Raw genomic sequence first — 25,957 nt, 5'->3', positions numbered from 1 at the left:
TCTGCCGCCCGATCAGGGCCGCCGCGCGCGGCAGCGCATGGCCATCAGCAGACCGAATCCCAGCAGGGACAGACCATGCAGCCAGGCCGCGCAGGGCAGCAGGTGCGAGGCTGCCACACCCACCTGGCCCAGGGCCCGCAGCAGCAGGCTCAGCGCCATCAGGCCCAGGGGCGCCAGTGCCCAGGGGCTGTAGCGCGGCTGCAGGCGCAGCAGGGCGGGCAGCATGATGGGCGCATGGCCGAAGACCATGGCCATCACGAAGCCCAGCCACAGCCAGTGCCAGGCCAGCTGCGGCAGGCCCAGCAGCCCCGCCAGTGCGGCCGCCGCGGCCCAGGCGTAGCCCAGCAGCAGGCAGTGCGCCGTGTGGCCGGCCCAGGCCTTTGCGCGCCACTGGCGGCGGGCGATGTCGAAGACCAGCAGCCACAGGGCCAGGCCCAGCAGCAGCGGCCAGGCCAGCCGCGCGGCGAGCGCAGGCTGCCAGAGGCTCAGGCCGCCGCTGGCCAGCAGCCCCGCCCACAGCAGCAGGAAACCGTGGCGGGCCAGCGGGCTTAGGGGCAGCAGCCGGCACAGCTCGCGCCGCTCGCCCGCGATGGTCAGCAGCAGGAAGAGGGAGCCGTTCCAGCGCAGGGCGAAGTCCGAGCCCTGCGCCTGCCCGGCCACGGCCATCAGCAGGGGCAGGGCGGCGCTGGCCTCGATCAGCAGGGGCAGGGACCAGGCCCGCGAATGCCCCGCCCACAGGTACAGCGCCAGCAGGCCCAGCGCGGCAGCGGCCCAGAGACCCAGGGCCACGCCGGGCAGGCCGGCAACCAGGACCACGCCGGCCAGGCCGCAGGCCAGGGGCACCGCAAAGCCACGGCCCAGCGCGGCCGCCCGCTCCAGTGAAATCAGGGTGGCGAAGAAGCCGCCCAGCATCAACAGCCCATGGTGCTGCAGGGCCTGCTGGGCGATGAAGGACAGGCCCACGGGCAGGCCGCCCAGGCGCTGCAGCCCGCCGGCCAGGGCCAGCAGCAGGTTCAGCAGGGCCAGGGGCAGCGCGAGGCGCAGGCCCAGGGGCAGGGGGCGGCGCGCGTGGGTGTTCATGGGGCGAGGGTGACGCCGGCGGAGCTCAGGCCCAGCCCAGGCGCAGCCGCAGGGCGGTGGACATGCGCTGGGGCGTCCAGGTGGCGTCCCAGTCCATCTCGACCGCCACCGCCCAGTCCGCAGGGCAGGCCTGGCGCAGGGCGGTCTCGGCATCCTCGATCAGCACGTCGGCCATGGGGCAGGTGGCGCTGGTGGGGATCAGCGTCAGGGTCACGCCGGCGGGGCCCACCACGAGGCTGTCCACCAGGCCCAGGTCCACGATGCTCTCGCCGATCTCGGGGTCGGCCACGCGGCGCAGCACAGCCATGAGGCGCTCACGCTCGGGGTCGGCTGAGGAACTGATGGCAGGGTCAGGTCTTGCGTCGTCCATGCGGGCTCCGGGTTGCGCTGTCAGCGCGGCACGAAGAAGCTGGCCTCGGCCTGGAAGGCGGGGGCCTCGGGATGGTCGAGGTCGCGGGCCAGCAGCTGCACGCGGCGCGCACCGCTCTCCCGGACCACGCCCGGCGGCAGGCGCAGCTGCACGGGCAAGGACACGATGGCGGCCGGCGCCACCTCCACCCGTTCACCGCCCAGCACGCGCAGGCCTGGCAGGCCGGCGGCCTCCAGCGTCAGGTGCAGGGTGCGCTCGCTGCGGTTGAGCAGCTGCAGGCGGTAGACGTTCTCGACCTGGCCATCGTCGACCAGGCGGGCCATGACCCCGCGGTCCTTGATGACGTCGATCAGCAGGGCGCTTCGCTGGCTCAGCTGCCAGACCATCAGTGCGCCCAGGACGGCCAGGGCGCCGCCGTAGATCAGCACCCGCGGCCGCAGGGTGCGGCGCCACATCTGGGCGCGTGTGAGCCCCTGGGCCACGCCGTTCTCCGTGGCGTAGCGGATCAGGCCGTGCGGGGCGCCGATCTTGTCCATCACCTGGTCGCAGACGTCGATACAGGCGGCGCAGCCGATGCACTCGTTCTGCAGGCCCTTGCGGATGTCGATGCCGGTGGGGCAGACCTGCACGCACAGGGTGCAGTCCACGCAGTCGCCGCGGCCCTGGGCCAGCACCTCGGCCGACTTGCGCGAACGTGCGCCGCGCGGTTCGCCGCGTCTGGCGTCGTAGGTGATGATGAGCGAGTCGGCGTCGATCAGGGCGCTCTGGAAGCGGGCATAGGGGCAGATGTACTTGCACATCTGCTCGCGCAGCCAGCCCGCGTTGCCATAGGTGGCGCCGGCGTAGAACAGCACCCAGAACAGCTCCCAGGGCGAGAGCGCGAACTGCATCAGCGCCGCGCTCAGCTCGCGGATGGGGCTGAAGTAGCCGACGAAGCTGAAACCGGTGAACAGGGCCAGCAAGATCCAGCCGGCGTGCTTGGCGGACTTGCGGGCCAGCTTCTCGGGGCTCCAGGGCGAGGCGTCCAGGCGCATGCGGGCCTGGCGGTCGCCCTCGGTGTGGCGCTCGATCCAGAGGAAGAGCTCCGTGTAGACGGTCTGCGGGCAGGCATAGCCGCACCACAGCCGCCCAGCCACGGCGGTGAAGAAGAAGAGCAGCAGGGCGCTGAAGACCAGCAGGGTCGCCAGGTAGATCAGGTCCTGCGGATAGAAGACCAGACCGCCGATGTAGAAGCGCCCGCCCACCAGGTCGAAGAGCAGGGCCTGTCGGCCTTCCCATTGCACCCAGGGCATGCCGTAGAAGAAGAGCTGGGTCAGCGCCACCAGGGCCCAGCGCCAGTTGGCGAAGCGGCCGCTGACGGAGCGCGGGTAGATCTTCTGCTCGGCCACGTAGAGCGAGCTGCCGGCCGCTGCGGCAGCGGCCTGGATGGGAATGACGCGGCGGGCCGCCGGGTCGGCGGCGGGGGGCTCGGCGGAGGACATGCGCGGGGTCAGGCCTTGAGGGCGCGGATGGGGAAGTCGGGAGGCGGGCGCAGGGGCAGCTTGCGGCCCGGCGGCGGGAGCAGCTCGGCCAGCGTGTGCTGGTCCAGCTCGCCCAGGAAGGCCGCGAGCGCTTCCTTGAAGATGCGGGTGAGGCGGCAGCGCTGGGTCAGGCGGCAGTCGCTGCCATCGCCCAGGCATTCCACCAGCATGAAGTCGGGCTCCACGGCGCGCACCAGGGCGCCGAGGTTGATCGCCGAGGGCTCATGCGCCAGGCGCATGCCACCGCCCTTGCCGCGTACGGTGGTGATCCAGCCGCCCAGCCCCAGCTGGTGGGTGATCTTGGTCAGGTGGGCCTCCGAGATCTCATAGGCTTGTGCGATCTCGGCGGTGGTGCACAGGCGCTCCGGATGGCTGCCGAGGTAGATCAGCAGTCGCAGCGCGTAGTCGGTCATGGTGGTGAGGCGCATGGGGGCATTGTCTCCCTGCCAGGCTCAACCGGGCTGGCCATCTGCGCGGGTGCGCACCAGGAACGGTGCATAGCGCCACAGATAGAGCGCGAACGAGACGCTCCACAGCAGGGACGAGGCCAGGCCCGCTTCCATCAGCCACTGCGGCCGCAGCAGCGGCAGGGCCACGCGGACCAGGGCTGCGGCGAACATGCAGAGGTAGGCGAGGGTCTCCACCGGACCGGCCTGCAGGCGGCGCCCGGTGTGCCCCAGGGCCGTGCGGGTGATCATGCCCAGGGTGATCATGCCGATCACGCCCACCGTCAGCGCATGGGTGGCCGGGCCGCTGGGCAGCTGCCACAGCAGGGCGGCGATGCGCAGCAGCAGATGCACCGGCAGCCACAGATAGGCGGCGTGCAGCACCCACACCAGCGGATTGCGCCAGGTCTTCCAGGGCTGCCACAGCAGCAGGCGCCAGCTGTGGGCCAGCAGCGCGAAGCTCAGCACGGCAAAGCTCAGGCCGCCGCCCACGCCCAGGGCGTCCAGCACGAGGAGGGCGATCACGCTGCCCAGCGAGGCCTGCTCCACCCAGGGCTCGCGCCGCGCCTGCATGCCCGGCACGCCGTTGTTGGAGAACATGGGCACCACGCGCCCGGCCATCACCGCGATCATGAAGAGCACGATGTCCAGCCCCAGCGGCAGGCCGGCGGCGCTCAGCAGCGGCAGGTTCAGCAGGCCCATGCTGCCCAGGTGCAGCAGCGCGCTGCCCAGGCCCATCAGGACCAGCAGGCCGACGAAGAAATAGTTGCGGCGGTTGTTCCCCTTGTGCAGGGCCTGCCACAGGCCCCAGGCCGCGGCCCAGGGCACGGCCACATTGAGCAGCAGCGACAGCCAGGCCCAGGGGCTCAGCACCGCCAGCCGGGCCAGCACCCACAGGGCCGCGAGGGCCTGCAGCGGGCGCCCGGTCGGCGTGGCCTGGCCGGACCAGTTGCGCCCGGCCGTGAACAGGAAGCCGATCACCACCGCCAGCGCATAGCCGAACACCATCTCGTGCGCGTGCCAGGCCGGGCCCTTGAGCAGCGCGTGCGGCAGCCAGCCACTGAACTGAAGCGCCCACAGGGGCACCATCAGCAGAGCCTGCAACGCGGCCAGCAGGTAGAAGGGCCGGAAGCCCAGGGCCCACAGGGCGAAGCCATCCCGCCGGGCCGGCGGTTCCTCAAGGCGCAACAGGACGGTGCTCATGGTGTCAGTCTTTCTTTCGAAGCCGTCAGGGCGAGGACTCAGCCTCCGCAGCAGCCACAGCAGCTCTTGCCGGCGGGCTTGCGGGAGATGCGCACGCGCCACTGCTCGGGGCCGGATTCCAGCGCTTCCCACTCGAACTGGCCGGGCCACATCACCTGGAACTGGCGGTGCAGGGGCTCTGGGTTGTGGTCGTTGCTGAGCTCCAGCCACCCACCGACGGGCAGGGCTTCGAAGGTGCCGAAGATGGCCGGGTGGCGCTCCTGCGGTGGCAGGCTGGGCACATGGATGTGGGGCATGGCGGTGGTGTTCATCTTTAAACCTTCATGTTAGATGTAGGAATTGTGCCGATCGGGATGATGTAAAGCAATATTCAGGATATTTCTTTTGACCTGGATCAAGTGGTGCCGGCCGCCTGGGCGGCGCCGCTGGCCCTGGTGCTCAGTCTTCGGGCATGGACAGGCGCTTGACCGCCTGCACGAAGCGGCTCAGCGTGGGCGACAGCGAGCCGGCCGGCAGCCGGGCGTCGATCAGCTGGAAGCGGCCGCGCTCCTGGAGCGCCTGGTCCAGCGCCATGCGCAGCTCGCCCACGGTGGCGGCGCGGTGGCCGGCGCCGCCCATGCCGGCGGCCATGGCGGCGAAGTCCCAGTCGCCGCGGCCGTGGTACTGACCCTCCGGCTGGAAGGTGCGCAGCATCTCCCAGCTGCTGTTGTTGAAGACCACGACGATGGGATCCACGCCCAGGGCCCGGGCGTTGCCCAGCTCCCAGCCCGTCATCTGGAAGGCGCCGTCACCGACGAGGATCAACGGCCGGCGACCGGTGGCCACCTGCAGGCCCAGGCCGGCGGGCACGCCGTAGCCCATGCTGGCGTAGTAGCCCGGCGCGAGCAGGTCGCCCGGGGCCAGGTCCAGGGCACTGAAGAGGCAGTCGCCCACATCGCTGGCCACGGGCATGGCGCCGTGGCGCTGCTGGAACTCGTTGAGCACGCTGATGATGGCGCCCGGGCTCAGCGGTGCGTCCGCGCTGGGCAGCAGGGGGGCGGGCCAGGGCTGGGGCGGCGCGGCCGGGCGCAGGGGCCGGGTCAGCAGGCGCAGCAGCAGGGCCTCGACCAGGTCCTTGATGGGCACGTCGTGGTAGCTGTGGTGGCCCATCTCCACCTGGCCCTGCCACACGCGGATGCCGTGGCGGAAGTTGATGGGCCGGCGGGCGGCGGCGAAGTTGGTGTCGCTGAGGATGGCGCCCAGCAGCAGCAGGCCGTCCGAGCTCTCGATCTGCTCGGTCAGCGCCGCGTCGCCGGCCAGGCCCAGGTAGGTGCCCAGCAGGGGCACGCCGGCATCGTGCAGCAGGCCGCGACCCATCAGCGTGGTGGCCACGGGGATGTCCAGGCGCCGGGCCAGCTCGGCCACCTGCTCCTCGATGCCGTAGCGGCGGATCTCCACGCCCACCAGCATCAGCGGATGACGGGCCTGGCGCAGGCGGGCCAGCAGCTCGTCGGCGCAGGCGGCCAGGCGCTCGGCGTCCACGGGGCGCGTCTGTCGCGCGGGCACGGGCTCGCAGGGGCGGGCGGGCATGTCGCGCGGGATCTCGAGGTAGACCGGCCCGGCCTCGCGCAGGGCCGAATCCAGCACGCGGGCGATCAGGGCCGGCGCGGTGCGCGGGTCATCCAGGCGGGCCTGATCGACGGTGATCTCCTGGAAGATGCGCCACTGGCTGTCCAGGGACTTGACCTGGTGATGCAGCATCAGCCCGCTGGCCGCCTCGTGCGCGGCCGGGGCGCCGGACAGAATCACCAGCGGCACCCGTTCCGCATAGGCACTGGCCACGCCGTTGACGAGGTTGAGCGCGCCGGCGCCGTAGGTCACCGCGGCCACGCCCAGGCCGCCCCGGGCGCGCGAAGCCGCATCCGCCGCGAAGGCCAGCGCGGGCTCGTGCGAGAGCGGATGCAGCGGCAGCACCGCGGCCTTCTGCATCTCCAGGAACAGGGGCAGGGCGAAGTCGCCTGGGATGCCGAAGACCTCGGTGGCGCCGCGCGCCTGGAGAGCCTGCAGCAGGGCTTGGGTGAGATTCATGGCGGGCTCCGGCAGGCGGCGGTTCGAGGCGTCAGAGAGGGCGCCCGAAGGCGGTGGCGGGCAGCAGGGGGCCGATGGCATCGAGGGTGTTCTTGAGCATCAGGCCGAACTCGGTGTCGCCTTCCATGACGAGTGCGCGGTCGAAGAAGAGGCGGTCGGCGTCCTCCTCGCCGCGCAGCAGCCGCCACAGGGCCGGCGTGCGGGCGCGGATGCGCAGCAGCACCGGCGCCTCGCGCGGGGCCAGCATGAATCCGGCATCGCCCAGCTGCAGGCGCAGGCGGATGCCGGGTTCCAGCAGCTCCAGCTCCATCACCTTGTGAGACAGGCCTTGGCGCTGGCTGGCATCCAGGCGCGGCAGCAGGACCTGGTCCAGCAGGCGAGCGGCGACGAAGGAGGGCGGCTCCACGGGTAGGCGCCGCACCACGCCGCGGACGTGGTCCAGCAGCATCTGGTGCAGGCCGGCCGGGGCCGGGGGGCGTGCAGTGGCGTCGCGCGGGGAGGCTTGCATGGGAGTCCTTTCAGGCCAGGGCCTGCATGCCCGGCTGCTGGTGGGCGAAGCCATGGACCAGGCTGCCGGGCAGGTCCAGGGATTGCAGTTGGGCCAGGGCCTCGTCGGCATCGGCGCCCTGGCGATAGACGGCGTCGAAGAGCGCCAGCACGCGAGAGAAGCCGCCGCTGCAGGGTGAGAGCCGCAGGGCCTTCACGCCCGCGGCGCGCACGGCCTCGTGTTCCTGGAGCAGGCACTGCAGGCCGGCAGACTGCGTCGAGATGCCGTTTAGCGCGAGGAAGGGCTGGCCCTCGCTGGTGCGCAGCAGCAGGCCGTCGGCGTCGTCACGGCAGCGGAACTCGCACTGGTCCTTGCTCAGGCGATGGTGGCGCGCAGTGAAACAGCGGGCCGAGAAGGCCAGGGGCATGCGGCCGAAAGTCAGCAGCTCGGTGGCCACGGGCCGGCCCTGCGCCTGCACCGGATCCAGCGGCGGATTGCAGCGAGCGAGGGCCGCGAGAGACATCTCCGCCGGCGGCACCCAGACGTCCGCGCCCAGGCTGGCCAGCTCCTCCAGCGCGGGCCGGTTGTAGACGTTGATATGCGGCCCCAGCACCAGCTGGCTGCGGCGCTCCTGCGCGGGCAGCTCGCGGGTGAGGCCGTGCCAGACCTGCAGGGCCGAGGCGTCACCCGCCTCGAAGTCCATGGGCGTGTCGGCACTGAGGGCGGCCTCGGCCAGGCGGCGCAGGCCGCGCAGCTCGGCCTCTGACATCAGCAGCGGCATGCTGGCCAGGCGCACGCGCTTGCCGGCCTGCTGCAGCTCGCGCGCGATGGCCAGCCAGTCCTCCAGCGAGAACTCGTTGCGGCGCGAGCAGGTGACCTCGCCCAGCACGATGGCATGGGCGGGGCTGTCCGCCAGCTCGGCGTAGAAGTGCATCAGCGTCTGGCGCGGCCACCAGTACTGCAGCGGGCCGACGGTGAGGGTGGGGGCGTTCATGGGACTCATGGAGGGGCGCTCGCTGCGGTTCATCGCCAGGGGCGGTCGAAGGCGCCCAGGGTGCTCTGCTGGCCCTCGGCCCAGTGCGAGAGCGCCTGCTGCCAGGCGGGCGTGACGGTGTAGCGCTCGCCCGAGGCGGCGCGGTCGATGGCTTCTCGCCAGACCTTGCTGACCTGGGCCACATAGGCCGGGCTGCGCTGGCGACCCTCGATCTTGAGGGCCCGCACGCCGGACTCGATCAGCTGCGGCAGCAAGGCCAGGGTGTTGAGGCTGGTGGGCTCCTCCAGTGCGTAGTCGCGCTGGCCCTGCACGTCGAAGCGGCCCTTGCACAGCGTGGGGTAGCCGCGCGCCTCCTCGGGCGCGTAGTGGTCGATCAGCACGCCGTTGAGCCGGGCCTCGACGCCGTCCCCGCGCTCCTGCCACTGCACGGCCGAGGGGGGCGAGCACACCCCATGCGTGTTGGGCGACTGGCCCGTCGCGTAGGAGGACAGCGCGCAGCGCCCCTCGACCATCACGCAGAGGCTGCCGAAGCCGAAGACTTCGATCTCCACATCGGTATGGCGGATCACATGCTGAACCTGCTGCAGCGTCAGCACGCGGGGCAGCACGGCACGCTGGATGCCGTAGCGCTCGCGGTAGAAGTTGATGGCCTCGTAGCTCGTGGCCGAGGCCTGCACCGAGAGGTGCAGGCGAAGCTGCGGATGGGTCTTGGCCGCATAGGCCAGCACCGCGCTGTCGGCGACGATCAGCGCATCGGCGCCCAGGCTCGCGGCGCTGTCCACCGCGGCGAACCAGGGGGCCAGGTCTTGCGACTGGCCGTAGGTGTTGAGCGCCATCAGCACCTTGCGCCCGCGCTGGTGCGCATAGCTCATGCCGCTGCGCACCTGCTCCAGGTCGAAGTTGAGGCCGCCGAAGTTGCGGGCATTGGTGGCGTCCTTGAGGCCCAGGTAGACGGCGTCAGCGCCCGCATCCACCGCCATCTGAAGGGCGCGCAGGCTGCCGGCCGGACACACCAGTTCTGGCTTGTTCAGGCTCATGAATAGAAGGGGCGGGCCCCCGCTTTTTAAAGTTGCAAAATATATGAACCTTATTCGCGCATGGTTTTGCGCCCGCGCAAATGCGGGTGGCCCCGCGACCTGGGGGAAGCGCTGATCCGTCGGAAGGGCCGGGCGTTGATGCCGCTCAAACTGGATCGATCAGCGGCGCCGCAAAGTGTGGCTTGTGCACGATTCAGTGGCACGACTCCGAGGAGACCCGCATGGGATCGATCGACTACGCATCGACGGCGGCGCCAACACCCGAGGGCGCCCTGGAAAGGACGCATCGCCGGCGCGCCGCCGCGATGGCTCAACCGCTTATTTCCGAACGTGTGGCAGCACCGCTGCGCGAAGTGCTGATAGAGGCCGGCCAGTGGCGCCGCGTGCCCGCCGGCCAGCCCCTGTTCGAGCAGGGCGAGCACTGCGAGACCATGTGGCTGCTGCTGGAAGGCAGCGTCTGCCTGGGCCACCACGACAGCCAGGGCGAATGGCGCCAGTTCCGCCTGGCCGAGGCCGGCGAGTGGATGGGCTGCGCCGCCTGCTGGCTGCGCGAATCCCACAACCTGCGCGCCGTGGCCGCGGTGGACGTGCTGGCCGTGGGCATGAGCCGCGCACAGATCGACGCCTGGGCCGCCGAGGACCCGGCCGCCTGGCGCGCGGCCATGGAATCCGTGGTCGATGCCCTGGCCGAGCTGCAGCTGCAGCAGACCCGCCAGGCCGTGCGCCGCGAAAGCCTGGATGCGCTGGGCCGCGTGTCCGAGTGGCTGCTGGACATGTGGCGCCGCCAGGGCAGCACGGTGCGCTTCATCCAGCGCAAGAAGTACGTGGCCTCGCAGCTGGCGATCACGCCCGAGACCTTCTCGCGCTGCCTGCGCCAGCTGGAGGAGGAGCAGTGCATCAGCGGCGCAGGCTACGAGCTGCAGATCCTGGCGCCCGACCTGCTGCGCCAGAAGGCCAGGCCGCGTTGCGAGGACAAGGCCGCTGCGGCTCGCGCAGGCGCCTGAGCGGCCGGCCCACGGCAACGCGGGACAGGGGGCCGGCATGCCGCTAAGCTCTGGGCTGGCAAATTTCCGGAGCCGCCCATGCAAGCCCCCGTGCACCGCTTTTCCGACCTCTTCGCCCAGCTGGGCCTGGCCAACGACGCCGCCAGCATCGAGGCCTTCCTGCTGAGCCATTCCCCGCTGCCCGACACGCTGCGGCTGGAGGAGGCGCCTTGCTGGAATGCCGCGCAGGCCGCGCTGCTGTGCGAGGAACTCCGGGCCGATGCCGACTGGGCCGAGCTGGTGGACCAGCTCAACGCGGCCCTGCGCTGAGCGGCGCCTCGACCGTGGCATCCGCTACGGTGGCGCGCTAGCGTCGGCGGGGCTGGCCTTCAAAAAGGCAAACTGCATCAAGGATTCCTGGCGCCTGCATCCCTAGACTGGCCACTTCGTCAAGCAGAGGCAGGGAGTCTCGCGATGGAGTTCATGCGCCGCCGTCAATGTCTTCTGTGGGTACCGGCCCTCTGGCTGGCCGGCCAGGCCCACGCCGAGGTCCGTGACCTGCCCGATGCCATCAACAAGGCCGGCCGCCTGCGCATGCTGAGCCAGCGCTGCGCCAAGGCCTATATGGCCCTGGGCCAGAAGGTGCGATCGGAGCAGGCGGAGAAGGTCCTGTCCGATTCCATGGCTCTGTTCGACCGCCACCTGGTCGAGCTGCGGGCCTTTTCACACAGCCCTGCCGTGGCCAAGGTCTACGAGCAGATGGATGGCAGCTGGAGCGCCTACAAGCTGCTGCTGGTCGGCGAGCGGCCTCATCCCAAGGGTGCCGAGGCCGTGATGGCGGCGGCGACCCAGGTGCTGGCCCAGGCCCAGCAGGGCACGGGGCTGCTGGAGCAGGCCTCGGGCAAGGCGGTGGGTCGCCTCGTCAACCTGGCGGGGCGGCAGCGCATGCTCAGCCAGCGCATGGCCTCGGCCTACCTCGGTGCCGCCTGGGGCGTGCAGAGCGAGGGCCTGGTCAAGCAGCTGAATCAGGCCCGCGAGGAATTCACGCAGGCCCAATCCAACCTCAAGGCCGCGCCTGAGACCACGGCGGCCCTGCGCTCGGAGCTGGAGATGGTGGACCAGCAGTACGTCTTCTTCGACGCCGCGCTGCGCGCCCTGCGGCCCGGCAACACCGACACCCGCTCGCTCAGCGAGGTCTTCACCACCAGCGAGCGCATCCTGCAGCTCATGGACGAGGTGACGCAGCAGTACGCCCGGCAGGCCTGAGGTCAGGGGGCGCTTTCTGCCGCGGCTGGCCCAACAGGCCATGGACCGGGAGAGGGCCCGCCACGAGGTCCACCGCAAGGCCCACCCGCAGGGCATGCCGGACCCCACGGCCCTCGCCCGAGCCAGGCGCTCCGGCGGCGCGGCGGGTGCCAAGTCCCGGCGTCTGCAGGGGATGCCGCTGCATGCTAGGCTGCCGCCCCATGAGCAAGCCCACACTGATCTACTTCGACGCCCCGGTCAGCCGCGGCGAGGAATGCCGCCTGGCCCTGCACCTCGCAGGGGTGGATTTCGAGGACCGGCGCATCCCGTCCGCCGACTGGCCGGCGCTGAAGCCCTCGACGCCCTATGGCGCCATGCCCATCCTGGAGATTCCCGGCCACGCGCCGCTGGGCCAGACCAACGCCATCCTGGTGCTGATCGGCCGCCGCCACGGCCTGCATCCCAAGGACGACTTCGAGGCCGCGCGCCACGAGGCCATGATGGCCCACGTGGAGGACCTGCGCGCCGCGGTGGGCCCCACCATCCGCATGGAGGCCGAGGAAAAGCGCCGCGTGCGCGAAAGCCTGGTGGCCGGCTTCCTGCCCGACTGGGCGGCCGCGGCCGAGCGCAACATCCTGGCCCAGCCCTTCTTCGGTGGCGCGCAGCTGAACGTGGTGGACCTGAAACTGCACATGGCCGTGCGCTGGTTCCTGGGCGGCAAGGTCGATCACATCCCGGCCGACATCTTCGCGGCCTACCCGCGCCTGATGGGCGTGCACGACGCCGTGCGCGAGCACGCCGGCGTGAAGGCCTGGTACGCCAGGGGCTGAGCGCGCACAGCGCCCGGCGCCTCGACGGCCGGGCCGTGAGGGGCTTGACCTTCCCACCGGGGCAAGCCTCACAGTGCGACTGCCGCGACATGCGCGGCCGTCCTCTTACACTTCGAACATGAGCACCTTCTGGCGGATCGCACTGGCATGGATGCTGGCCCTGGCCTTGCCCCTGCAAGGCCATGCCGCCCAGCGCCTGCTCGCCAGCGCCTTCTCGCCGGTGCTCGCCGGTGTTGAACACATTCAAGCCCGCGATGCAGCCGGCGAGCCCGGTCTGCACGAGGGCCTGATGACCGGCCTGGCGAGCGCCCATGCCAGCCATTGCGACCAGACCGCCGCCGCCGCGGATGGCGATCCCGCCAAGCCCGCCTCCACGGGCAGCTGCAGCGCCTGCGCCTCCTGCTGTCACGCCGCGGCCCTGCCTCCGGCGGTGCCCCAGCTGCCCCTGATGCCTCTGGCCCTGCCCGAGGCGCCCGAGTTCCACCTGGCCCTGGCCTTCGTGTGGCTGGACGGGCTGGAGCGCCCACCCAGGCCCGCCCTGCGCTGAAGCGCGCGCGGCCCTTCGGCGCCGCCACACCGTGCGGCCCTGTCCCGGGCCTTCCATCCTTGATGCCGTCGATGCCAGGCCTGCGCACCCGAGCCGGGCCGGTCGGCGTTCAACGCACCCGCTGCCCGTCGACGCCTGCGCCAGCCCATGGCGGCCGGCTCCGTCGGGCGAGCCCTGACGATTCCCAGGGTCTCCACGCCAATGAACGATCTGCCCATGCACCCCCACATCACCCGAGTCCGCCTGTCGCGGCTGGCCCTGGCGCTGGCCCCGCTGCTGCTGGGCGCCTGCGCCAGCCTCAGCCCCGATGAGGGCATGGCCCCCCTTCAGTCCACCGCGAGGCAGCAGCTCCAGGCCGAGCTGCAGACGGCGCGCACGCCGCAGGACCAGGACCGCATCGCTGCCCGCGTGGCCGAACTGCTGCGGCAGCCCCTCAGCGCGGACAGCGCCGTGCAGATGGCCCTGCTCAACAACCGCGGCCTGCAGGCCGGCTTCCAGTCCCTGGGGATTGCCGATGCCGAGCGGGTGCAGGCCAGTCGCCTGCCCAATCCCGGCTTCCGCCTGGGCCGACTGAAGCAGGGCGAGGAGCGCGAGATCGAGCGCACGCTGGGGCTGGACCTCGGGGCCCTGATCAGCCTGCCCCTGCGCCGCCAGCAAGCACAGCAAAGCCTGGTGGCCCAGCAGCGCGAGGTGGCGCTGCAGATGCTGGCCCTGGCCGCCGACACCCGCAAGGCGTTCTACGAGGCCGTGGCCGCGCAGCAGATCGCCGCCTACCGCCACGACGCCCGCGAAGCTGCGCAGGCCGCCGCCGAGCTGGCGCGTCGCATGCAGCAGGCCGGCAACTGGAGCGCTCTGGACCAGGCCCGGGAGCAGGGTTTCCTGGCCGAGGCCCGGCTGGGTGCCCTGCAGGCCGAGCTGGCACAGGGCCGCGCCCGCGAGCGGCTGGCGCGCCTGCTGGGTCTGGCCAGTCCCGATGCATTGCAGCTGCCGGACCGGTTGCCCGCGCTGCCGGCCCAGGTGGAGGCGCCGCCGGACATCGAGCGGCAGGCCCTGCAGGGTCGCCTGGACCTGCAGGCGGCCCGGGCTCGGATGGAGGCCAGCGCCCGCGGCCTCGGGCTGAGCCGCGTGACCCGCTTCGTCGATGTGCTGGAACTGGACCTCAAGCGCAACAGCGCCAGCGAGGCCCCGCGCCAGACCGGCGTCGAGCTCGGCTTCGAGATTCCGCTCTTCGACTGGGGCGAGGCGCGTGTCGCCCGGGCCGAGGCCCAGTACCTGCAGGACGCCCACCTGGCCGCGCAGGCTGTGATCGAGGCCCGCTCCGAGCTGCGCGAGGCCTACCAGGGCTACCGCAGCGCCCATGAGCTAGCCCGCCACTACCGCGACGAGCTGCTGCCCCTGGCGCGGCGGGTTTCGGAGGAACAGCTGCTGCGCTACAACGGCATGTTCATCGGCGTCTTCGAGTTGCTGGCCGATGCGCGCACGCAGATCGGCACCGTCAGCGCCTCCATCGAGGCCCTGCGCGATTTCTGGATCGCCCGGGCGGACCTGGACCTGGCCCTGGTCGGCCGGCCCGCGCTCGCACCGGCCGTGGCGCCCGCCCCCTCGAACAGCGCCCGCGGCGCCGCGCACTGAAAGGACAGCCCATGTTTTCCCGACGCAATTTCTTCCGTGGTGCCGGTGCGCTGACGGCCGCCGTGTCAGCCGCCTCCGTCAGCCGCGTGGCCCTGGCCGCGCTGCCCGAGGCCGTCCAGCAGACCAGCCCCGACACCCAGCCGCCCGTGGCGCCCAGCGCAGGCCGCCCCTACCGCCCGGTGGTCACGCTCAATGGCTGGACGTTGCCCTTTCGCATGAACCAGGGCGTCAAGGAGTTCCACCTCGTGGCCGAGCCCGTGCTGCGCGAGCTCGCGCCCGGCATGAAGGCCCGGCTGTGGGGCTACAACGGCCAGTCGCCCGGGCCCACCATCGAGGTGGTGGAGGGCGACCGCGTGCGCGTCTTCGTCACCAACCGCCTGCCCGAGCACACCAGCGTGCACTGGCACGGCCAGCGCCTGCCCAACGGCATGGATGGCGTCTCCGGCCTGACGCAGAAGGCCATCCAGCCCGGGCAGACCTATGTCTACGAGTTCGTGGCCCGCCGCCCCGGCACCTTCATGTACCACCCGCATGCCGACGAGATGACGCAGATGGCCATGGGCATGATGGGCCTGTGGATCACGCACCCCAAGGGCCGGCACCCGCTGATCGAGGAGGTGGACCGCGACTTCTGCTTCCTGCTCAACGCCTTCGACATCGATCCCGGCTCCGCCACGCCGCGCATCATGACCATGCTGGACTTCAACCTCTGGTGCTGGAACAGCCGTGTCTTCCCCGGCATCGACACGCTCAATGTGCGCAGGAACGACAAGGTCCGCATCCGCGTGGGCAACCTCACCATGACCAACCATCCCATCCACGTGCACGGCCACGAGTTCACCGTGACCGGCACCGACGGCGGCCCTGTGCCCAAGACTGCGCGCTGGCCCGAGGTCACCACCGACGTGGCCGTGGGCCAGATGCGCCAGGTCGAGTTCGTCGCGGACGAGGAGGGCGACTGGGCCTTCCACTGCCACAAGAGCCACCACACCATGAACGCCATGGGCCACCAGGTGCCCACCATGATCGGGGTGAAGCAGCAGGACCTCGCCGGGAAGATCGCGAAGCTGGTGCCCGACTACATGGCCATGGGCGAAAGCGGCATGGCCGAGATGGGCAGCATGCAGATGCCCCTGCCGGACAACACCCTGCCCATGATGACGGGCGACGGCCCCTTTGGTGGCGTCGAGATGGGCGGCATGTTCTCCATCCTCAAGGTGCGCAAGGACCAGAAGCCCGGCGACTACAGCGACCCGGGCTGGTACCGCCACCCGCCCGGCACCGTGGCGCGCGAATGGACGGGCGGCCTGCCCGATGCCGAGCGCTCCGGCACGGCAGGCGGCCAGTCCATGCCCCGCCAGGCCCCCTCGGAGACCGAGCTGCGCGCGCGCAAGCCAGGTGCTCATGGAGGGCACGGCGGGCATGGCGAGCATTGAGGGCGGCCAGCGAAAGGCATCACGATGAAGACGAACGAAACGGCAAGACCTGACCCCCAGCGCCGCCACGCCCTGCAGCTGGCCCTGGGCCTCGGCGCCCTGGCCATGCCCGGCCTGGCTCTTGCGGTGGCGCCGCGCGTGCAGGTCTGGAAGGGCCCGGCCTGCGGCTGCTGCACGGACTGGATCCGGCATCTGCAGGCCCAGGGCTTCCAGGTCGACGTGACCGAGGGCGGCAACACCCAGGCGCGCCAGCGGCTGGGCATCCCCCTGGCCCTGGGCTCCTGCCACACCGCGCTCGTGGGCGGCTATGCCCTCGAAGGCCACGTGCCCGCCCGCGAGATCCGCCGCCTCCTGCAGGAACGCCCGCAGGCCCTGGGTCTGGCCGTGCCCGCAATGCCCCTGGGGTCGCCCGGCATGGACGGGCCGGCCTACGGCGCTCGCAAGGATCCCTACGAGGTGCTGCTGCTCCTGAAGGACGGCAGCACCCGTGTCTACCAAAACTATCCATGAAGGACGTACGCATGCACACGATCAAGCTCAAGCTCAATCCCAAACACCTCGCACTCGCCGCACTGATCGCCGCGGGCGCTCCCCTCGCGACACCTGTCCTGGCCCAGAGCACGGCCGCCTCCACGCCGGCCAGCGAGCTGAGCGAGGGCGAGATCCGCAAGGTCGACAAGGAGGCACGCAAGCTGACCATCAAGCATGGCGAGCTCCGCAATCTGGACATGGCCGCCATGACCATGGTGTTCCAGGTGAAGGACCCGGCCATGCTGGACCAGGTCAAGGCCGGCGACCACGTGCGCTTCAAGGCCGAGCGCAAGGGCGCCAGCCTGGTGGTGACGGAGCTGCAACCCTCGCTGCGCTAAGGCCGCCCCCCTTGACCTGAGGCAAGCCGCCGCTGCCGCCGCCTTCTATGCTTGCGACCATGCAACTCGCCAAGCGCCTTCGCTGCTGGATGGGCTCCGGCCTGTCGCTGGCCCTGCTGTTCATGCAGCTGGCCACGGCGGCCTATGCCTGCCCGCAGCTGGCGGCTGCTTCGGCAGCGGTCGCGATGGCGGCCCGGATGCCGGGCTGCGAAGGCATGGGCGCCGGCATGGACGAGGACCAGCCCCAGCTGTGCAAGGCCCATTGCGAGAAGGACGCGCAGGGCAGGGCGCTGTCGGCCGTGCCTGACCTGCAGCCCAACGCCTCGGCGCCGGCCCTGCTGATGGGCGTCGTCACGCCGCTGCAGCCGGCTCTGCCGCCGCTTCTGCAGCGCATGCATGCCGGCGCGCCGCTGCGCCCGCCCGGGGCGCCGCCCTTGTACCTTTCACTGCTGATCCTCAGGAATTGAGCTGGACCCGCGTCGCCGCGCATGGGGCGCGGCCGACCGTCGTCCTGTCTCGATGCCGAGGATCATCATGTCTGCCTTTCTCCCCGGCCGTGCGCGCAGTCGCCCGGCCCCTGCCGGCGCCGCCTGTGCGCGGGCAGCGCTCCTGACCTTCGCCCTGCTGGCCGGTCCGGCCATCGCGCTGGACCCGACCGAGGCGCTGCGCCTTGCCGAACAGCTGAACCCCGCCCTGCGCGCCCAGCAGGCCAGTGCCGACGGCGCCCGGGCTTCGCAGGGCGCCGCCGCCGCACTGCCCGACCCGCGCCTGAGCCTGGGCGTGGAGAACCTGCCCACCAGCGGCCCCGACCGCTGGAGCCTGACGCGCGACTTCATGACCATGCAGCGCCTGGCGCTCATGCAGGAGGTGCCCAACGCCGCCAAGCGTGCCGCCCGCGCCGAGGCCGCCCAGGCCCGTGCCGACCGGGAGCGCGCACTCCTCGTGCTGCAGCGCCTGCAGCTGCGCCAGGCCCTGGGCACGGCGTGGATCGCGGTGCAGTCCGCGCAGCGCGGGCGCGACCTGCTGCAGGCCCTGGTGGACGAGAACCTCCAGCTGCAACGCACCCTGCCGGCCCGCATCGCCGGAGGCAGCGCGGCGGCTGCCGAGCTCGTGATGGCGCGCCAGGAAGCCCTGGCCCTGGCTGACCGGCAGGATGAGCTGACGCGTGAGCTGCTCAAGGCGCGCGCGGCTCTGCGCCGGCTTGTCGGCCCGCGGGGCGACGAGCCCCTCAGCGGCGAGCTGCCCCTGCCCCCCGTCCAGGCCGAGGCGCTGCGGGCCCGCCTGCATGCCCATGCCGAGCTCGCCGCCTTCCCGGCTCAGCAGGCCCTGGCCCAGGCCGAGCTGCGCGAGGCCGAGTCCGAATCTCGCGGCGACTGGGCCTGGGAGCTGGCCTACAGCCGCCGTGGCCGGCAGTGGGGCGACATGCTCTCCTTCCAGCTCAGCTTCGACCTGCCTTGGCAGCGGGAGCGCCGCCAGCAGCCCATGGCCGCAGCACGCCAGCGGGAGCTGGAACGGGTGCAGCTGGAGCGCGAAGAGGCCGAGCAGCGCCACCGCCTGGCGCTGGAGGAGGACCTCGCCGAGCTGCAGTCCCTGGCAAGTCAGCACGAGCGCCTGTCCTCGCTGGGCCTGCCCCTGGCGCAGGACCGGCTGAGCCTGGCCTTGAGCGCCTACCAGTCCGGCAAGTCCGACCTGGGAGCGGTGCTGGCGGCGCGCGCCCAGCTGCTGGAGCTGCGCCTGCGCCAGAACGAGCTGCAGACACGGCAGGCGCTGCTGCAGCTGCGCCTGAACAGCCTGGCCGAGGAGTGAAACCATGAATCGCAAGATGATCCCCTGGGCCCTGGTCCTGCTCGCGCTCGGCGCGGGTGCCGGCTGGTGGGTGTCCCGCTGGAGTGCCAGCCCCACGTCGCCGGCTGCGTCCGCCGAGCGCCGGGTGCTGTACTGGTACGACCCCATGGTGCCGGGCCAGCGCTTCGACAAGCCCGGCAAGTCCCCCTTCATGGACATGCAGCTGCAGCCCCGCTATGCCGACGAGCCCGAGCCCGGCGGCCCGGCCCTGCAGCTGGATGCCCGCACCGTGCAGGCCCTGGGCCTTCGCACGGTACAGGTGCAGCGGCGTGAGGTGGCCGCGGCGGTCGAGGTGCCGGGCACGCTGCAGCTGAACGAGCGCGATGTGAGCCTGGTGCAGGCGCGCAGCGGCGGCTTCGTCGAGAAGGTGCACGCCCATGCGCCGGGTGAAGTCATCGCGGCGGGTGCGCCCCTTGCGGACCTGCTGCTGCCGGACTGGCTGGCCGCGCAACGGGAGTTCCTGGCCGTGCGAGCCCTGGGCGACGCCGCCCTGACCGACGCCGCCCGCCAGCGCCTGCCCTTGCTGGGCATGCCGGCGGCGCTGGTCGCCGAGGTCGAGCGCAGCGGCCAGGTGCAGGCACGGCACACCGTCGTGGCGCCGCGCACAGGCCTGCTGGCCGAGCTGATGGTGCGCCAGGGGATGACGGTCTCGGCCGGCATGAGCCTGGCCCGCATCAATGGCCTGGACCCGCTGTGGTTCGAGGTGGCGGTGCCGGAGCAGCAGGCCGGTGCCATCGCCCTCGGGCAGGAGGCCGAGCTGCGCCTCGCGGCCTACGGTGCCGACGTCTTCAAGGCCCGCGTGAGCGCCGTGCTGCCCGAGGCCAGCCGGGAGACGCGCACCCTGCGTCTGCGTCTGGAGCTGCCCAATCCGGGCCTGCGGCTGCAGGCCGGCCTGTCCGGCCACGCCCGCCTGCAGGGGCCGCCGCGCACGGCCCTGCTGCTGCCCAGCGAGGCGGTGGTGCGCAGCGGGCGCCGTGCGATCGTGTATGGGGTCGATGCCCCTGGCCGCTTCCATCCCGTCGAGGTCCAGCTGGGCGCCGAGCTGGGGGACGAGCTCGTCATCACCGGCGGGCTGGAGGCCGGGCAGTCGGTGGTGGCCTCGGCCACCTTCCTCATCGACTCGGAGGCCAGCCTGCGCGGGGTGCTGCCCCTGCCGGCCGCGAGTGAGCCTGCGCCGGTGGCTCAGTCCGTGAGCCACAGCGCGCTGGGCCGCATCGAGGACCTGGGGGCGGGCGAGCTGATGCTGTCCCACGAGGCCATCCCGGCCCTGCGCTGGCCGGCCATGACCATGGGCTTCAAGCTGGCCGAGCCACGCCTGGCAGCCGGGCTGACGCGGGGGCAGGCTGTGCGGTTCAGCTTCGTGCAGCGGGGCGACGAGCCCGTGATCACGGCGATCCAGCCCGTTGCGCCGGCAGCCGCGGCCTCGCGGACCGGAGGCCGGCCATGATCGCCCGGTTGATCCGCTGGTCCGTCGGCAACCGCTTCCTGGTGCTGCTGGCGACCCTGCTGCTGACCGGCTGGGGCCTGTGGGCCGTGCGCGGCACGGCCATCGACGCCTTGCCCGACCTGTCCGACGTGCAGGTCATCATCCGCACCTCCTACCCGGGGCAGGCGCCGCAGATCGTCGAGAACCAGGTGAGCTATCCGCTGTCCAGCACCATGCTCTCGGTGCCCGGCGCCAAGGCCGTGCGTGCCTTCTCCTTCTACGGCGATTCCTTCGTGTACGTGCTCTTCGAGGAAGGGACCGACCTCTACTGGGCGCGCTCCCGTGTGCTGGAGTACCTCAACCAGGTGCAGGGCCGCCTGCCGGCCTCCGCGCGCCCGGCGCTGGGACCGGACGCCACCGGCGTCGGCTGGATCTACCAGTACGCCCTGGTGGATCGCAGCGGCCGCAACGATCTTTCCCAGCTGCGATCCCTGCAGGACTGGTTCCTGAAGTTCGAGCTCAAGAGCCTGTCCGGCGTGGCCGAGGTGGCCAGCGTGGGCGGCATGGTGCGGCAGTACCAGGTGGTGCTGGACCCTCTGCGGCTGAGCGCGCTGGGCATCACCCAGGCCCAGGTCCGCGAGGCCCTGACGGCCGCCAACCAGGAGACCGGCGGCTCGGTGCTGGAGCTGGCCGGCGCCGAGTACATGGTCCGGGCCGACGGCTACCTCAAGACCCTGGACGACTTCCGCGCCGTGCCGCTGGCTCTGCGCTCGGGCCTGCCGGTGCGCCTGGGTGACGTCGCCACCGTGCAGCTGGGCCCAGAGATGCGGCGCGGCATCGCCGAGCTGGACGGCGAGGGCGAGGTGGCCGGCGGCGTGGTGATCCTCCGCTCCGGAGGCAACGCGCAGGAGACCATCGCGGCGGTGCGCGCCCGGCTGGCCGCACTGCAGGCGGCGCTGCCGCAGGGCGTCGAGATCGTCACCACCTACGACCGCAGTGCCCTCATCGAGCGTGCCGTCAGCAATCTGAGCCACAAGCTGCTCGAGGAGTTCCTCGTCGTGGCCCTGGTCTGCGCCGTCTTCCTGTGGCACCTGCGCTCGGCCCTGGTGGCCATTCTGGCGCTGCCCCTGGGCGTGCTGGCCGCCTTCATCGTGATGCGTTACCAGGGCATCAACGCCAACATGATGTCTCTGGGCGGCATCGCCATCGCCATCGGCGCCATGGTGGATGCGGCCGTGGTGATGATCGAGCACGCGCACAAGAAGCTGGAGGCCTGGCAGCATGCGCACGAGGGGCGGATCCCGTCCGGCGGCGAGCGCTGGCAGCTCATCACCGAAGCCGCCGTGGAGGTGGGACCGGCGCTGTTCTTCTCGCTGCTGGTGATCACGCTGTCCTTCGTGCCCGTCTTCACGCTGGAGGCGCAGGAAGGGCGCCTCTTCGGCCCGCTGGCCTTTACCAAGACCTATGCCATGGCGGCGGCGGCGGGGCTGTCCGTCACCCTGGTCCCGGTGCTGATGGGCTTCTGGATCCGCGGCCGGATCCCGGATGAGCAGCGCAACCCCATCACCCGCGCGCTGATCGCCGTCTACCGACCCGCGCTGGAATGGGTGCTGTGCCGGCCGCGCGGCACGCTGGCCCTGGCCCTGCTGGTGCTCGCCAGCACGACCTGGCCCTTGATGCGCCTGGGCGGCGAGTTCCTGCCCGCCATCGACGAGGGCGACCTGCTCTACATGCCCTCGGCCCTGCCGGGACTCTCGGCCCAGCGTGCGACCGAGCTGCTGCAGCTGAGCAACCGCATGATCCGCACGGTGCCCGAGGTCGAGCATGTCTTCGGCAAGGCCGGCCGCGCCGAGACCGCCACGGACCCGGCGCCGCTGGAGATGTTCGAGACCACCGTCAAGCTCCGGCCCCGCGAACAGTGGCGCCCCGGCATGACGCCGGAGAAGCTGGTGGAGGAGCTGGACCGGGCGGTGCGCATCCCCGGCCTGTCCAACCTGTGGATCCCGCCGATCCGCAACCGCGTGGACATGCTGGCCACGGGCATCAAGAGCCCCATCGGCGTCAAGGTCAGCGGCCCGGATCTGGCGGCCATCGAACGCATGAGCCTGAGCATCGAGCAGGTGGCACGCACGGTACCGGGCGTGAGCTCGGCCCTGGCCGAGCGCCTCACCGGCGGACGCTATCTCGACGTGCACATCGACCGAGCTGCCGCTGCCCGCTACGGCCTCAACGTGGCCGATGTGCAGGCCGTGGTGGCGGGCGCCATCGGCGGCGAGAACATCGCCGAGACGGTGGAGGGCCTGGCTCGCTACCCCATCAACCTGCGCTATCCGCGTGAATGGCGGGACTCGCCGCAGCGCCTGGCCGAGCTGCCCCTGCTGACGCCCGCGGGCCTGCAGATCACCTTGGGCAGCGTGGCCCGGCTGCGCCTGGGCGAAGGCCCGCCCATGCTGCGCAGCGAGAACGCGCGACCCACAGGCTGGGTCTATGTCGACGTGCGCGGCCGCGACCTGGCCGCGGTGACCCGCGAGCTGCGGGCCGCCGTGGCGAGGTCGGTGAAGTCGGAGCCCGGCACGAGCGTCGCCTACTCCGGCCAGTTCGAGTATCTGGAGCGCGCCAATGCCAGGCTGCAGGTGGTGGTGCCGGCCACGCTGCTGATCATCTTCCTGCTGCTGTACCTGACCTTCCGCCGGCTGGACGAGGCCTTGCTGATCATGGCCACGCTGCCCTTCGCGCTGACCGGCGGCGTCTGGTTCCTCTACCTCATGGGCATGCATCTGTCGGTGGCCACCGGGGTGGGCTTCATCGCGCTGGCGGGGGTGTCGGCGGAGTTCGGCGTGGTGATGCTGGTCTATCTGCGGCATGCGCTGGAGGCGCGGCAGCGCGAGGGCGAGGCGCTGTCGCGCGCCGAGCTGCTGGACGCCATCCGCGAAGGTGCCGTGCTGCGCGTGCGGCCCAAGGCCATGACGGTGGCGGTGATCCTGGCCGGCCTCCTGCCCATCGTCTTCGGAAGCGGCACGGGCATCGAGGTGATGAGCCGCATCGCCGCGCCCATGCTGGGCGGCATGCTCAGCGCTCCGCTGCTGTCGCTGTTTCTGATCCCGGCCGCCTTTCTGCTGCGCAGGGGCAGGGCTTGAGCCGGCGCAAGCTCCGCGGCGATGCCAGGCTGCGCTCGTTATGCATGGGTGTATATTGCGCTCGATTGAATCCACCGCCTCCACAAGCCACAAGGACTGCGCACCGTCATGCTCCTTCCACACCGTCTCCTGCTGAAGGCCGCGCTTGGCGGCGCCATGCTCGGCGCACTGCCGGCCCTGGCGGCTGATCTCACCGTCTCCGCCGCGGCCAGCCTGGGCAATGCCTTCAAGGAGATCGCACCGGCCTTTGAAGCCCGCCACCCCGGCACGCGCGTGCTGCTCAATGTCGGGGCCTCGGACGCTCTGCTGGCCCAGATTTCCAAGGGTGCGCCGGTGGATGTCTTCGCCTCCGCGGACCAGGAGACCATGGACCGCGCCGAGGCACAGAAGGCCTTGCTCACGGGCACGCGGCGCGACTTCGTGGCCAACAGCCTGGTGCTGGTCGTGCCTGCGACCGGCGCGGTGGCTCTCAAGGCCCTGACAGACCTGCAGCTGCCTGCCGTGCAGCGCGTGGCCCTGGGCAAGCCCGAGGGCGTGCCGGCGGGACGCTATGCCAAGGGCGCCCTGGAGGCCGCCAGGCTGTGGCCTGCGGTGGCGCCCAAGGCTGTCTATGCCAGCAATGTGCGGCAGGCCCTGGACTATGTGGCACGGGCCGAGGTGGACGCCGGCTTCGTCTATGCCACCGATGCGGCCGTGCAGCAGGAGAAGGTCCGTGTGGTCGCCGTGGTGCCGACCGTCTCGCCCATCCGCTACCCCGTGGCGGCCGTGGCCGGCGGCGGCAATGCCGAGGCCGCCCGCCAGTTCATCGACTACCTGCTCTCGCCGGCCGGCCAGGCGGTGCTGGCCCGCCACGGATTCCAGAAGCCCTGAGGCACGGCTCAGATCATGCTGTCCCAGGGCGCCGAGAGCCGCACGGCGCTGTGGATGATGCCCACCATGGAGTAGGTCTGCGGGAAGTTGCCCCACAGTTCGCCCGTGGCCGGGGCCAGGTCCTCGCTCAGCAGGCCCAGCTTGTTGCGGCGGGACAGCATGGCCTCGAAGTTCTCCCGGGCCTGCGCCCGCCGGCCGGTGCGCGCCAGGGCGTCGATGTGCCAGAAGGTGCAGACGTTGAAGGCGGTCTCGGGGAAGCCGAAGTCGTCGCGGCCTTCGTAGCGGCGCATGAAGTAGCCGTCGCACAGCGTGGTCTCCAGGGCGCGGACGGTGCTGATGAAGCGCGGGTCCTGCGGGTTCAGGAAGCCCACCTCGCCCATCAGCAGCACGCTGGCGTCCAGGTCTGAGCCCTCGAAGCTCTCGACGAAGGCCTGGCGCTTCTCGTTCCAGGAGCGGGCCAGGATCTTGGCCTGGATGGCATGGGCCCGCGTGCGCCAGAGGGCGGCGCGCTCCGGTTGCGACATGCGTTGCGCCACGTGGGCCAGGCGGTCACAGGCGGCCCAGCACATGAGGGCCGAGGACGTGTGGATGCGTGCCCGCGTGCGCAGCTCCCAGATGCCGGCGTCGGGCTGCTCGTGCAGCAGCCAGGCCTGCTCACCCATGGACTCCAGGGCCTCGAAGTCCTTGGTGTCCGCCTGCCTGAAGAGGCGCATGTCATGGAAGGCCTGGGCCGCGCCCAGCACCACGCTGCCGTACACATCGTGCTGGAAATGCTCGTAGGCCTGGTTGCCAATGCGCACCGGGCCCATGCCCCGGTAGCCGTACACGCCTTCCACGATGGACTCCGGAAGATCGGCCTCCAGGCCCAGGCCGTAGAGCGGCTGGACATGACCGTCGCGCGCGCTGCGGATCACGTTGTAGAGCCAGTTCAGGTAGCCCTCCATGGTGCCCACCTCGGAGAGGCCGTTGAGTGCGCGCACCACGAAAAAGGCGTCGCGGATCCAGCAGTAGCGGTAGTCCCAGTTGCGGCCGCTGTTCGGGGCCTCGGGAATGCTGGTCGTCATGGCGGCCACGATGGCGCCGGTCTCCTCGTACTGGCACAGCTTGAGCGTGATGGCCGCGCGGATCACCGCTTCCTGCCATTCCAGGGGCAGGGCCAGGCGGTGGGTCCAGTGGCGCCAGTACAGGGAGGTCTGCTCCTCGAAGCTGCGCGCCGTCTCCTCGATGCCGGCGTCGAGGGTCTCGTCCGGCCCCAGCAGCAGGCTCACCGGCTTGTGCAGGGAGAACCAGCTCTGGTCGACCAGGTAGGTCAGCGGCACATTGGTGCTGAGCCTCAGAACCAGTTCGGGCAGGATGTAGCGCAGGTGATGGCTGCCGCGGGTGAGGGTGGGGGCCGTGCGGCCCCAGTCGCCACGCGGTGTCGCGCGGAAGCGAACGCGGGGATGCCCGGCCAGGGGCCGCACACGGCGCACGAGTTGCGCGGGCCTGAAGGGGCGGTCGCGGGTGATGAAGCGAGGGGCGAAGTCGATCACCTCGATGCCCTGGCCCTGCGCGTCCCACAGCTCGGTGCGCACGATGGCCGTGCCCGGCTCGTAGCGCTGCTCGGATCGCGCCAGGTGCTCGATCTCCACGCTGAAGACGCCTTCCGAGCCGATGCCCTCTGCCGAATGCATCAGCGCGTCGAAGACGGGTGTGCTGTCGAAGCGCGGCATGCAGCACCAGACGATGTGGGCCTTCGCGTCCACCAGGGCGCTGATCTGGCAGTTGCCGATGAGTGCCAGGTCCAGGGACGCCGGCGAGGTTTGCAGCGATTGCTTGTCCTGCATACAGAGACCTCTTGTTGCTGATCGAAACCTATGAAGCGCACGTCGTTGACGCAATATTGGTACAAGAACGCTCGCATGGCACCGGGCCCCGCCTCGGAATCCGGGCC

The 25,957-nt window shown here is 71.3% G+C and carries 25 protein-coding genes; 14 read left to right on the top strand and 11 right to left on the bottom strand.

Annotated features, from left to right (window positions below):
* Positions 1–12 precede the first annotated feature (12 nt).
* The 10 genes from ABDJ40_RS13085 to ubiU all read right to left on the bottom strand — a co-directional run bounded on the left by ABDJ40_RS13085 (position 13) and on the right by ubiU (position 9,204).
* Positions 13–1,080, bottom strand: coding sequence for a hypothetical protein (locus ABDJ40_RS13085; protein ID WP_347610321.1), 1,068 nt, complete (start codon positions 1,078–1,080; stop codon positions 13–15).
* Between the two features lie 25 nt (positions 1,081–1,105).
* A complete protein-coding gene (locus tag ABDJ40_RS13080; protein WP_347610319.1) occupies positions 1,106–1,450 on the bottom strand; it encodes a metal-sulfur cluster assembly factor in 345 nt (114 codons plus the stop codon).
* Between the two features lie 20 nt (positions 1,451–1,470).
* Positions 1,471–2,931: a cytochrome c oxidase accessory protein CcoG gene (gene ccoG / locus ABDJ40_RS13075; protein ID WP_347610317.1), complete on the bottom strand. Its 1,461-nt coding sequence runs from the start codon at positions 2,929–2,931 to the stop codon at positions 1,471–1,473.
* A gap of 8 nt (positions 2,932–2,939) precedes the next feature.
* Positions 2,940–3,398: an RrF2 family transcriptional regulator gene (locus ABDJ40_RS13070; RefSeq protein ID WP_347610315.1), complete on the bottom strand. Its 459-nt coding sequence runs from the start codon at positions 3,396–3,398 to the stop codon at positions 2,940–2,942.
* A gap of 24 nt (positions 3,399–3,422) precedes the next feature.
* Positions 3,423–4,619: an NnrS family protein gene (locus ABDJ40_RS13065; RefSeq protein ID WP_347610313.1), complete on the bottom strand. Its 1,197-nt coding sequence runs from the start codon at positions 4,617–4,619 to the stop codon at positions 3,423–3,425.
* A 38-nt stretch (positions 4,620–4,657) separates the two neighbouring features.
* The gene (locus tag ABDJ40_RS13060; protein WP_347610311.1) at positions 4,658–4,930 is read right to left on the bottom strand and encodes a DUF2249 domain-containing protein; all 273 of its coding nucleotides are present in this window, start codon (positions 4,928–4,930) and stop codon (positions 4,658–4,660) included.
* Between the two features lie 127 nt (positions 4,931–5,057).
* Complete coding sequence (ipdC, locus tag ABDJ40_RS13055) at positions 5,058–6,686, bottom strand: indolepyruvate/phenylpyruvate decarboxylase (RefSeq protein WP_347610309.1); 1,629 nt, start codon at positions 6,684–6,686, stop codon at positions 5,058–5,060.
* A gap of 31 nt (positions 6,687–6,717) precedes the next feature.
* Positions 6,718–7,194: a ubiquinone anaerobic biosynthesis accessory factor UbiT gene (gene ubiT / locus ABDJ40_RS13050; RefSeq protein ID WP_347610306.1), complete on the bottom strand. Its 477-nt coding sequence runs from the start codon at positions 7,192–7,194 to the stop codon at positions 6,718–6,720.
* 10 nt (positions 7,195–7,204) lie between these two features.
* The gene (locus ABDJ40_RS13045) at positions 7,205–8,167 is read right to left on the bottom strand and encodes a U32 family peptidase (RefSeq protein ID WP_347610304.1); all 963 of its coding nucleotides are present in this window, start codon (positions 8,165–8,167) and stop codon (positions 7,205–7,207) included.
* Between the two features lie 29 nt (positions 8,168–8,196).
* On the bottom strand, positions 8,197–9,204 hold the full coding sequence (gene ubiU / locus ABDJ40_RS13040; RefSeq protein ID WP_347610302.1) for a ubiquinone anaerobic biosynthesis protein UbiU: 1,008 nt from the start codon (positions 9,202–9,204) through the stop codon (positions 8,197–8,199).
* A gap of 221 nt (positions 9,205–9,425) precedes the next feature.
* On the opposite strand from ubiU, the gene ABDJ40_RS13035 reads away from it, so the two are divergent.
* The 14 genes from ABDJ40_RS13035 (at position 9,426) to modA (ending at position 24,024) form a co-directional block, all read left to right on the top strand.
* On the top strand, positions 9,426–10,208 hold the full coding sequence (locus tag ABDJ40_RS13035; RefSeq protein ID WP_347610300.1) for a Crp/Fnr family transcriptional regulator: 783 nt from the start codon (positions 9,426–9,428) through the stop codon (positions 10,206–10,208).
* A gap of 78 nt (positions 10,209–10,286) precedes the next feature.
* Positions 10,287–10,517: a DUF2789 domain-containing protein gene (locus ABDJ40_RS13030; protein WP_347610298.1), complete on the top strand. Its 231-nt coding sequence runs from the start codon at positions 10,287–10,289 to the stop codon at positions 10,515–10,517.
* 153 nt (positions 10,518–10,670) lie between these two features.
* Positions 10,671–11,453, top strand: coding sequence for a type IV pili methyl-accepting chemotaxis transducer N-terminal domain-containing protein (locus tag ABDJ40_RS13025; protein ID WP_347610296.1), 783 nt, complete (start codon positions 10,671–10,673; stop codon positions 11,451–11,453).
* Positions 11,454–11,653: 200 nt separating this feature from the next.
* Positions 11,654–12,262 carry a glutathione S-transferase family protein gene (locus ABDJ40_RS13020; RefSeq protein ID WP_347610294.1) on the top strand — a complete coding sequence of 203 codons (609 nt, stop codon included), beginning with the start codon at positions 11,654–11,656 and terminating at the stop codon, positions 12,260–12,262.
* Between the two features lie 118 nt (positions 12,263–12,380).
* Entirely contained in the window at positions 12,381–12,809 is a 429-nt protein-coding gene (locus tag ABDJ40_RS13015) for a hypothetical protein (protein ID WP_347610292.1), read from the top strand.
* Positions 12,810–13,025: 216 nt separating this feature from the next.
* A complete protein-coding gene (locus ABDJ40_RS13010) occupies positions 13,026–14,441 on the top strand; it encodes a TolC family protein (protein ID WP_347610290.1) in 1,416 nt (471 codons plus the stop codon).
* A gap of 11 nt (positions 14,442–14,452) precedes the next feature.
* Positions 14,453–15,877 (top strand): multicopper oxidase domain-containing protein, encoded by a 1,425-nt coding sequence (locus ABDJ40_RS13005; protein ID WP_347610288.1) that lies wholly within the window; start codon positions 14,453–14,455, stop codon positions 15,875–15,877.
* A gap of 24 nt (positions 15,878–15,901) precedes the next feature.
* On the top strand, positions 15,902–16,387 hold the full coding sequence (locus tag ABDJ40_RS13000; RefSeq protein WP_430765640.1) for a DUF411 domain-containing protein: 486 nt from the start codon (positions 15,902–15,904) through the stop codon (positions 16,385–16,387).
* A gap of 11 nt (positions 16,388–16,398) precedes the next feature.
* Positions 16,399–16,746, top strand: coding sequence for a copper-binding protein (locus tag ABDJ40_RS12995; RefSeq protein WP_347610286.1), 348 nt, complete (start codon positions 16,399–16,401; stop codon positions 16,744–16,746).
* 59 nt (positions 16,747–16,805) lie between these two features.
* Complete coding sequence (locus ABDJ40_RS12990; RefSeq protein WP_347610284.1) at positions 16,806–17,213, top strand: hypothetical protein; 408 nt, start codon at positions 16,806–16,808, stop codon at positions 17,211–17,213.
* A gap of 67 nt (positions 17,214–17,280) precedes the next feature.
* Positions 17,281–18,552 (top strand): TolC family protein, encoded by a 1,272-nt coding sequence (locus ABDJ40_RS12985; protein ID WP_347610282.1) that lies wholly within the window; start codon positions 17,281–17,283, stop codon positions 18,550–18,552.
* Positions 18,553–18,556: 4 nt separating this feature from the next.
* Entirely contained in the window at positions 18,557–20,038 is a 1,482-nt protein-coding gene (locus tag ABDJ40_RS12980; protein ID WP_347610280.1) for an efflux RND transporter periplasmic adaptor subunit, read from the top strand.
* The gene (locus ABDJ40_RS12975; protein WP_347610278.1) at positions 20,035–23,154 is read left to right on the top strand and encodes an efflux RND transporter permease subunit; all 3,120 of its coding nucleotides are present in this window, start codon (positions 20,035–20,037) and stop codon (positions 23,152–23,154) included. Before ABDJ40_RS12980 ends, ABDJ40_RS12975 begins: the two co-directional genes overlap by 4 nt.
* Before the next feature lie 108 nt (positions 23,155–23,262).
* The gene (gene modA, locus ABDJ40_RS12970; protein ID WP_347610276.1) at positions 23,263–24,024 is read left to right on the top strand and encodes a molybdate ABC transporter substrate-binding protein; all 762 of its coding nucleotides are present in this window, start codon (positions 23,263–23,265) and stop codon (positions 24,022–24,024) included.
* An 8-nt stretch (positions 24,025–24,032) separates the two neighbouring features.
* Here modA and ABDJ40_RS12965 read toward each other — a convergent pair whose 3' ends face one another.
* Positions 24,033–25,850: a glycoside hydrolase family 15 protein gene (locus ABDJ40_RS12965; protein ID WP_347610274.1), complete on the bottom strand. Its 1,818-nt coding sequence runs from the start codon at positions 25,848–25,850 to the stop codon at positions 24,033–24,035.
* Positions 25,851–25,957: the final 107 nt, after the last annotated feature.

Origin of the sequence: Roseateles flavus, from assembly GCF_039872765.1 — a bacterium.
Lineage (GTDB): Bacteria > Pseudomonadota > Gammaproteobacteria > Burkholderiales > Burkholderiaceae_C > Roseateles_B > Roseateles_B flavus.
Note: the sequence above shows the minus strand (reverse complement) of the source record. Positions and strands in the feature narration are given on the sequence as shown.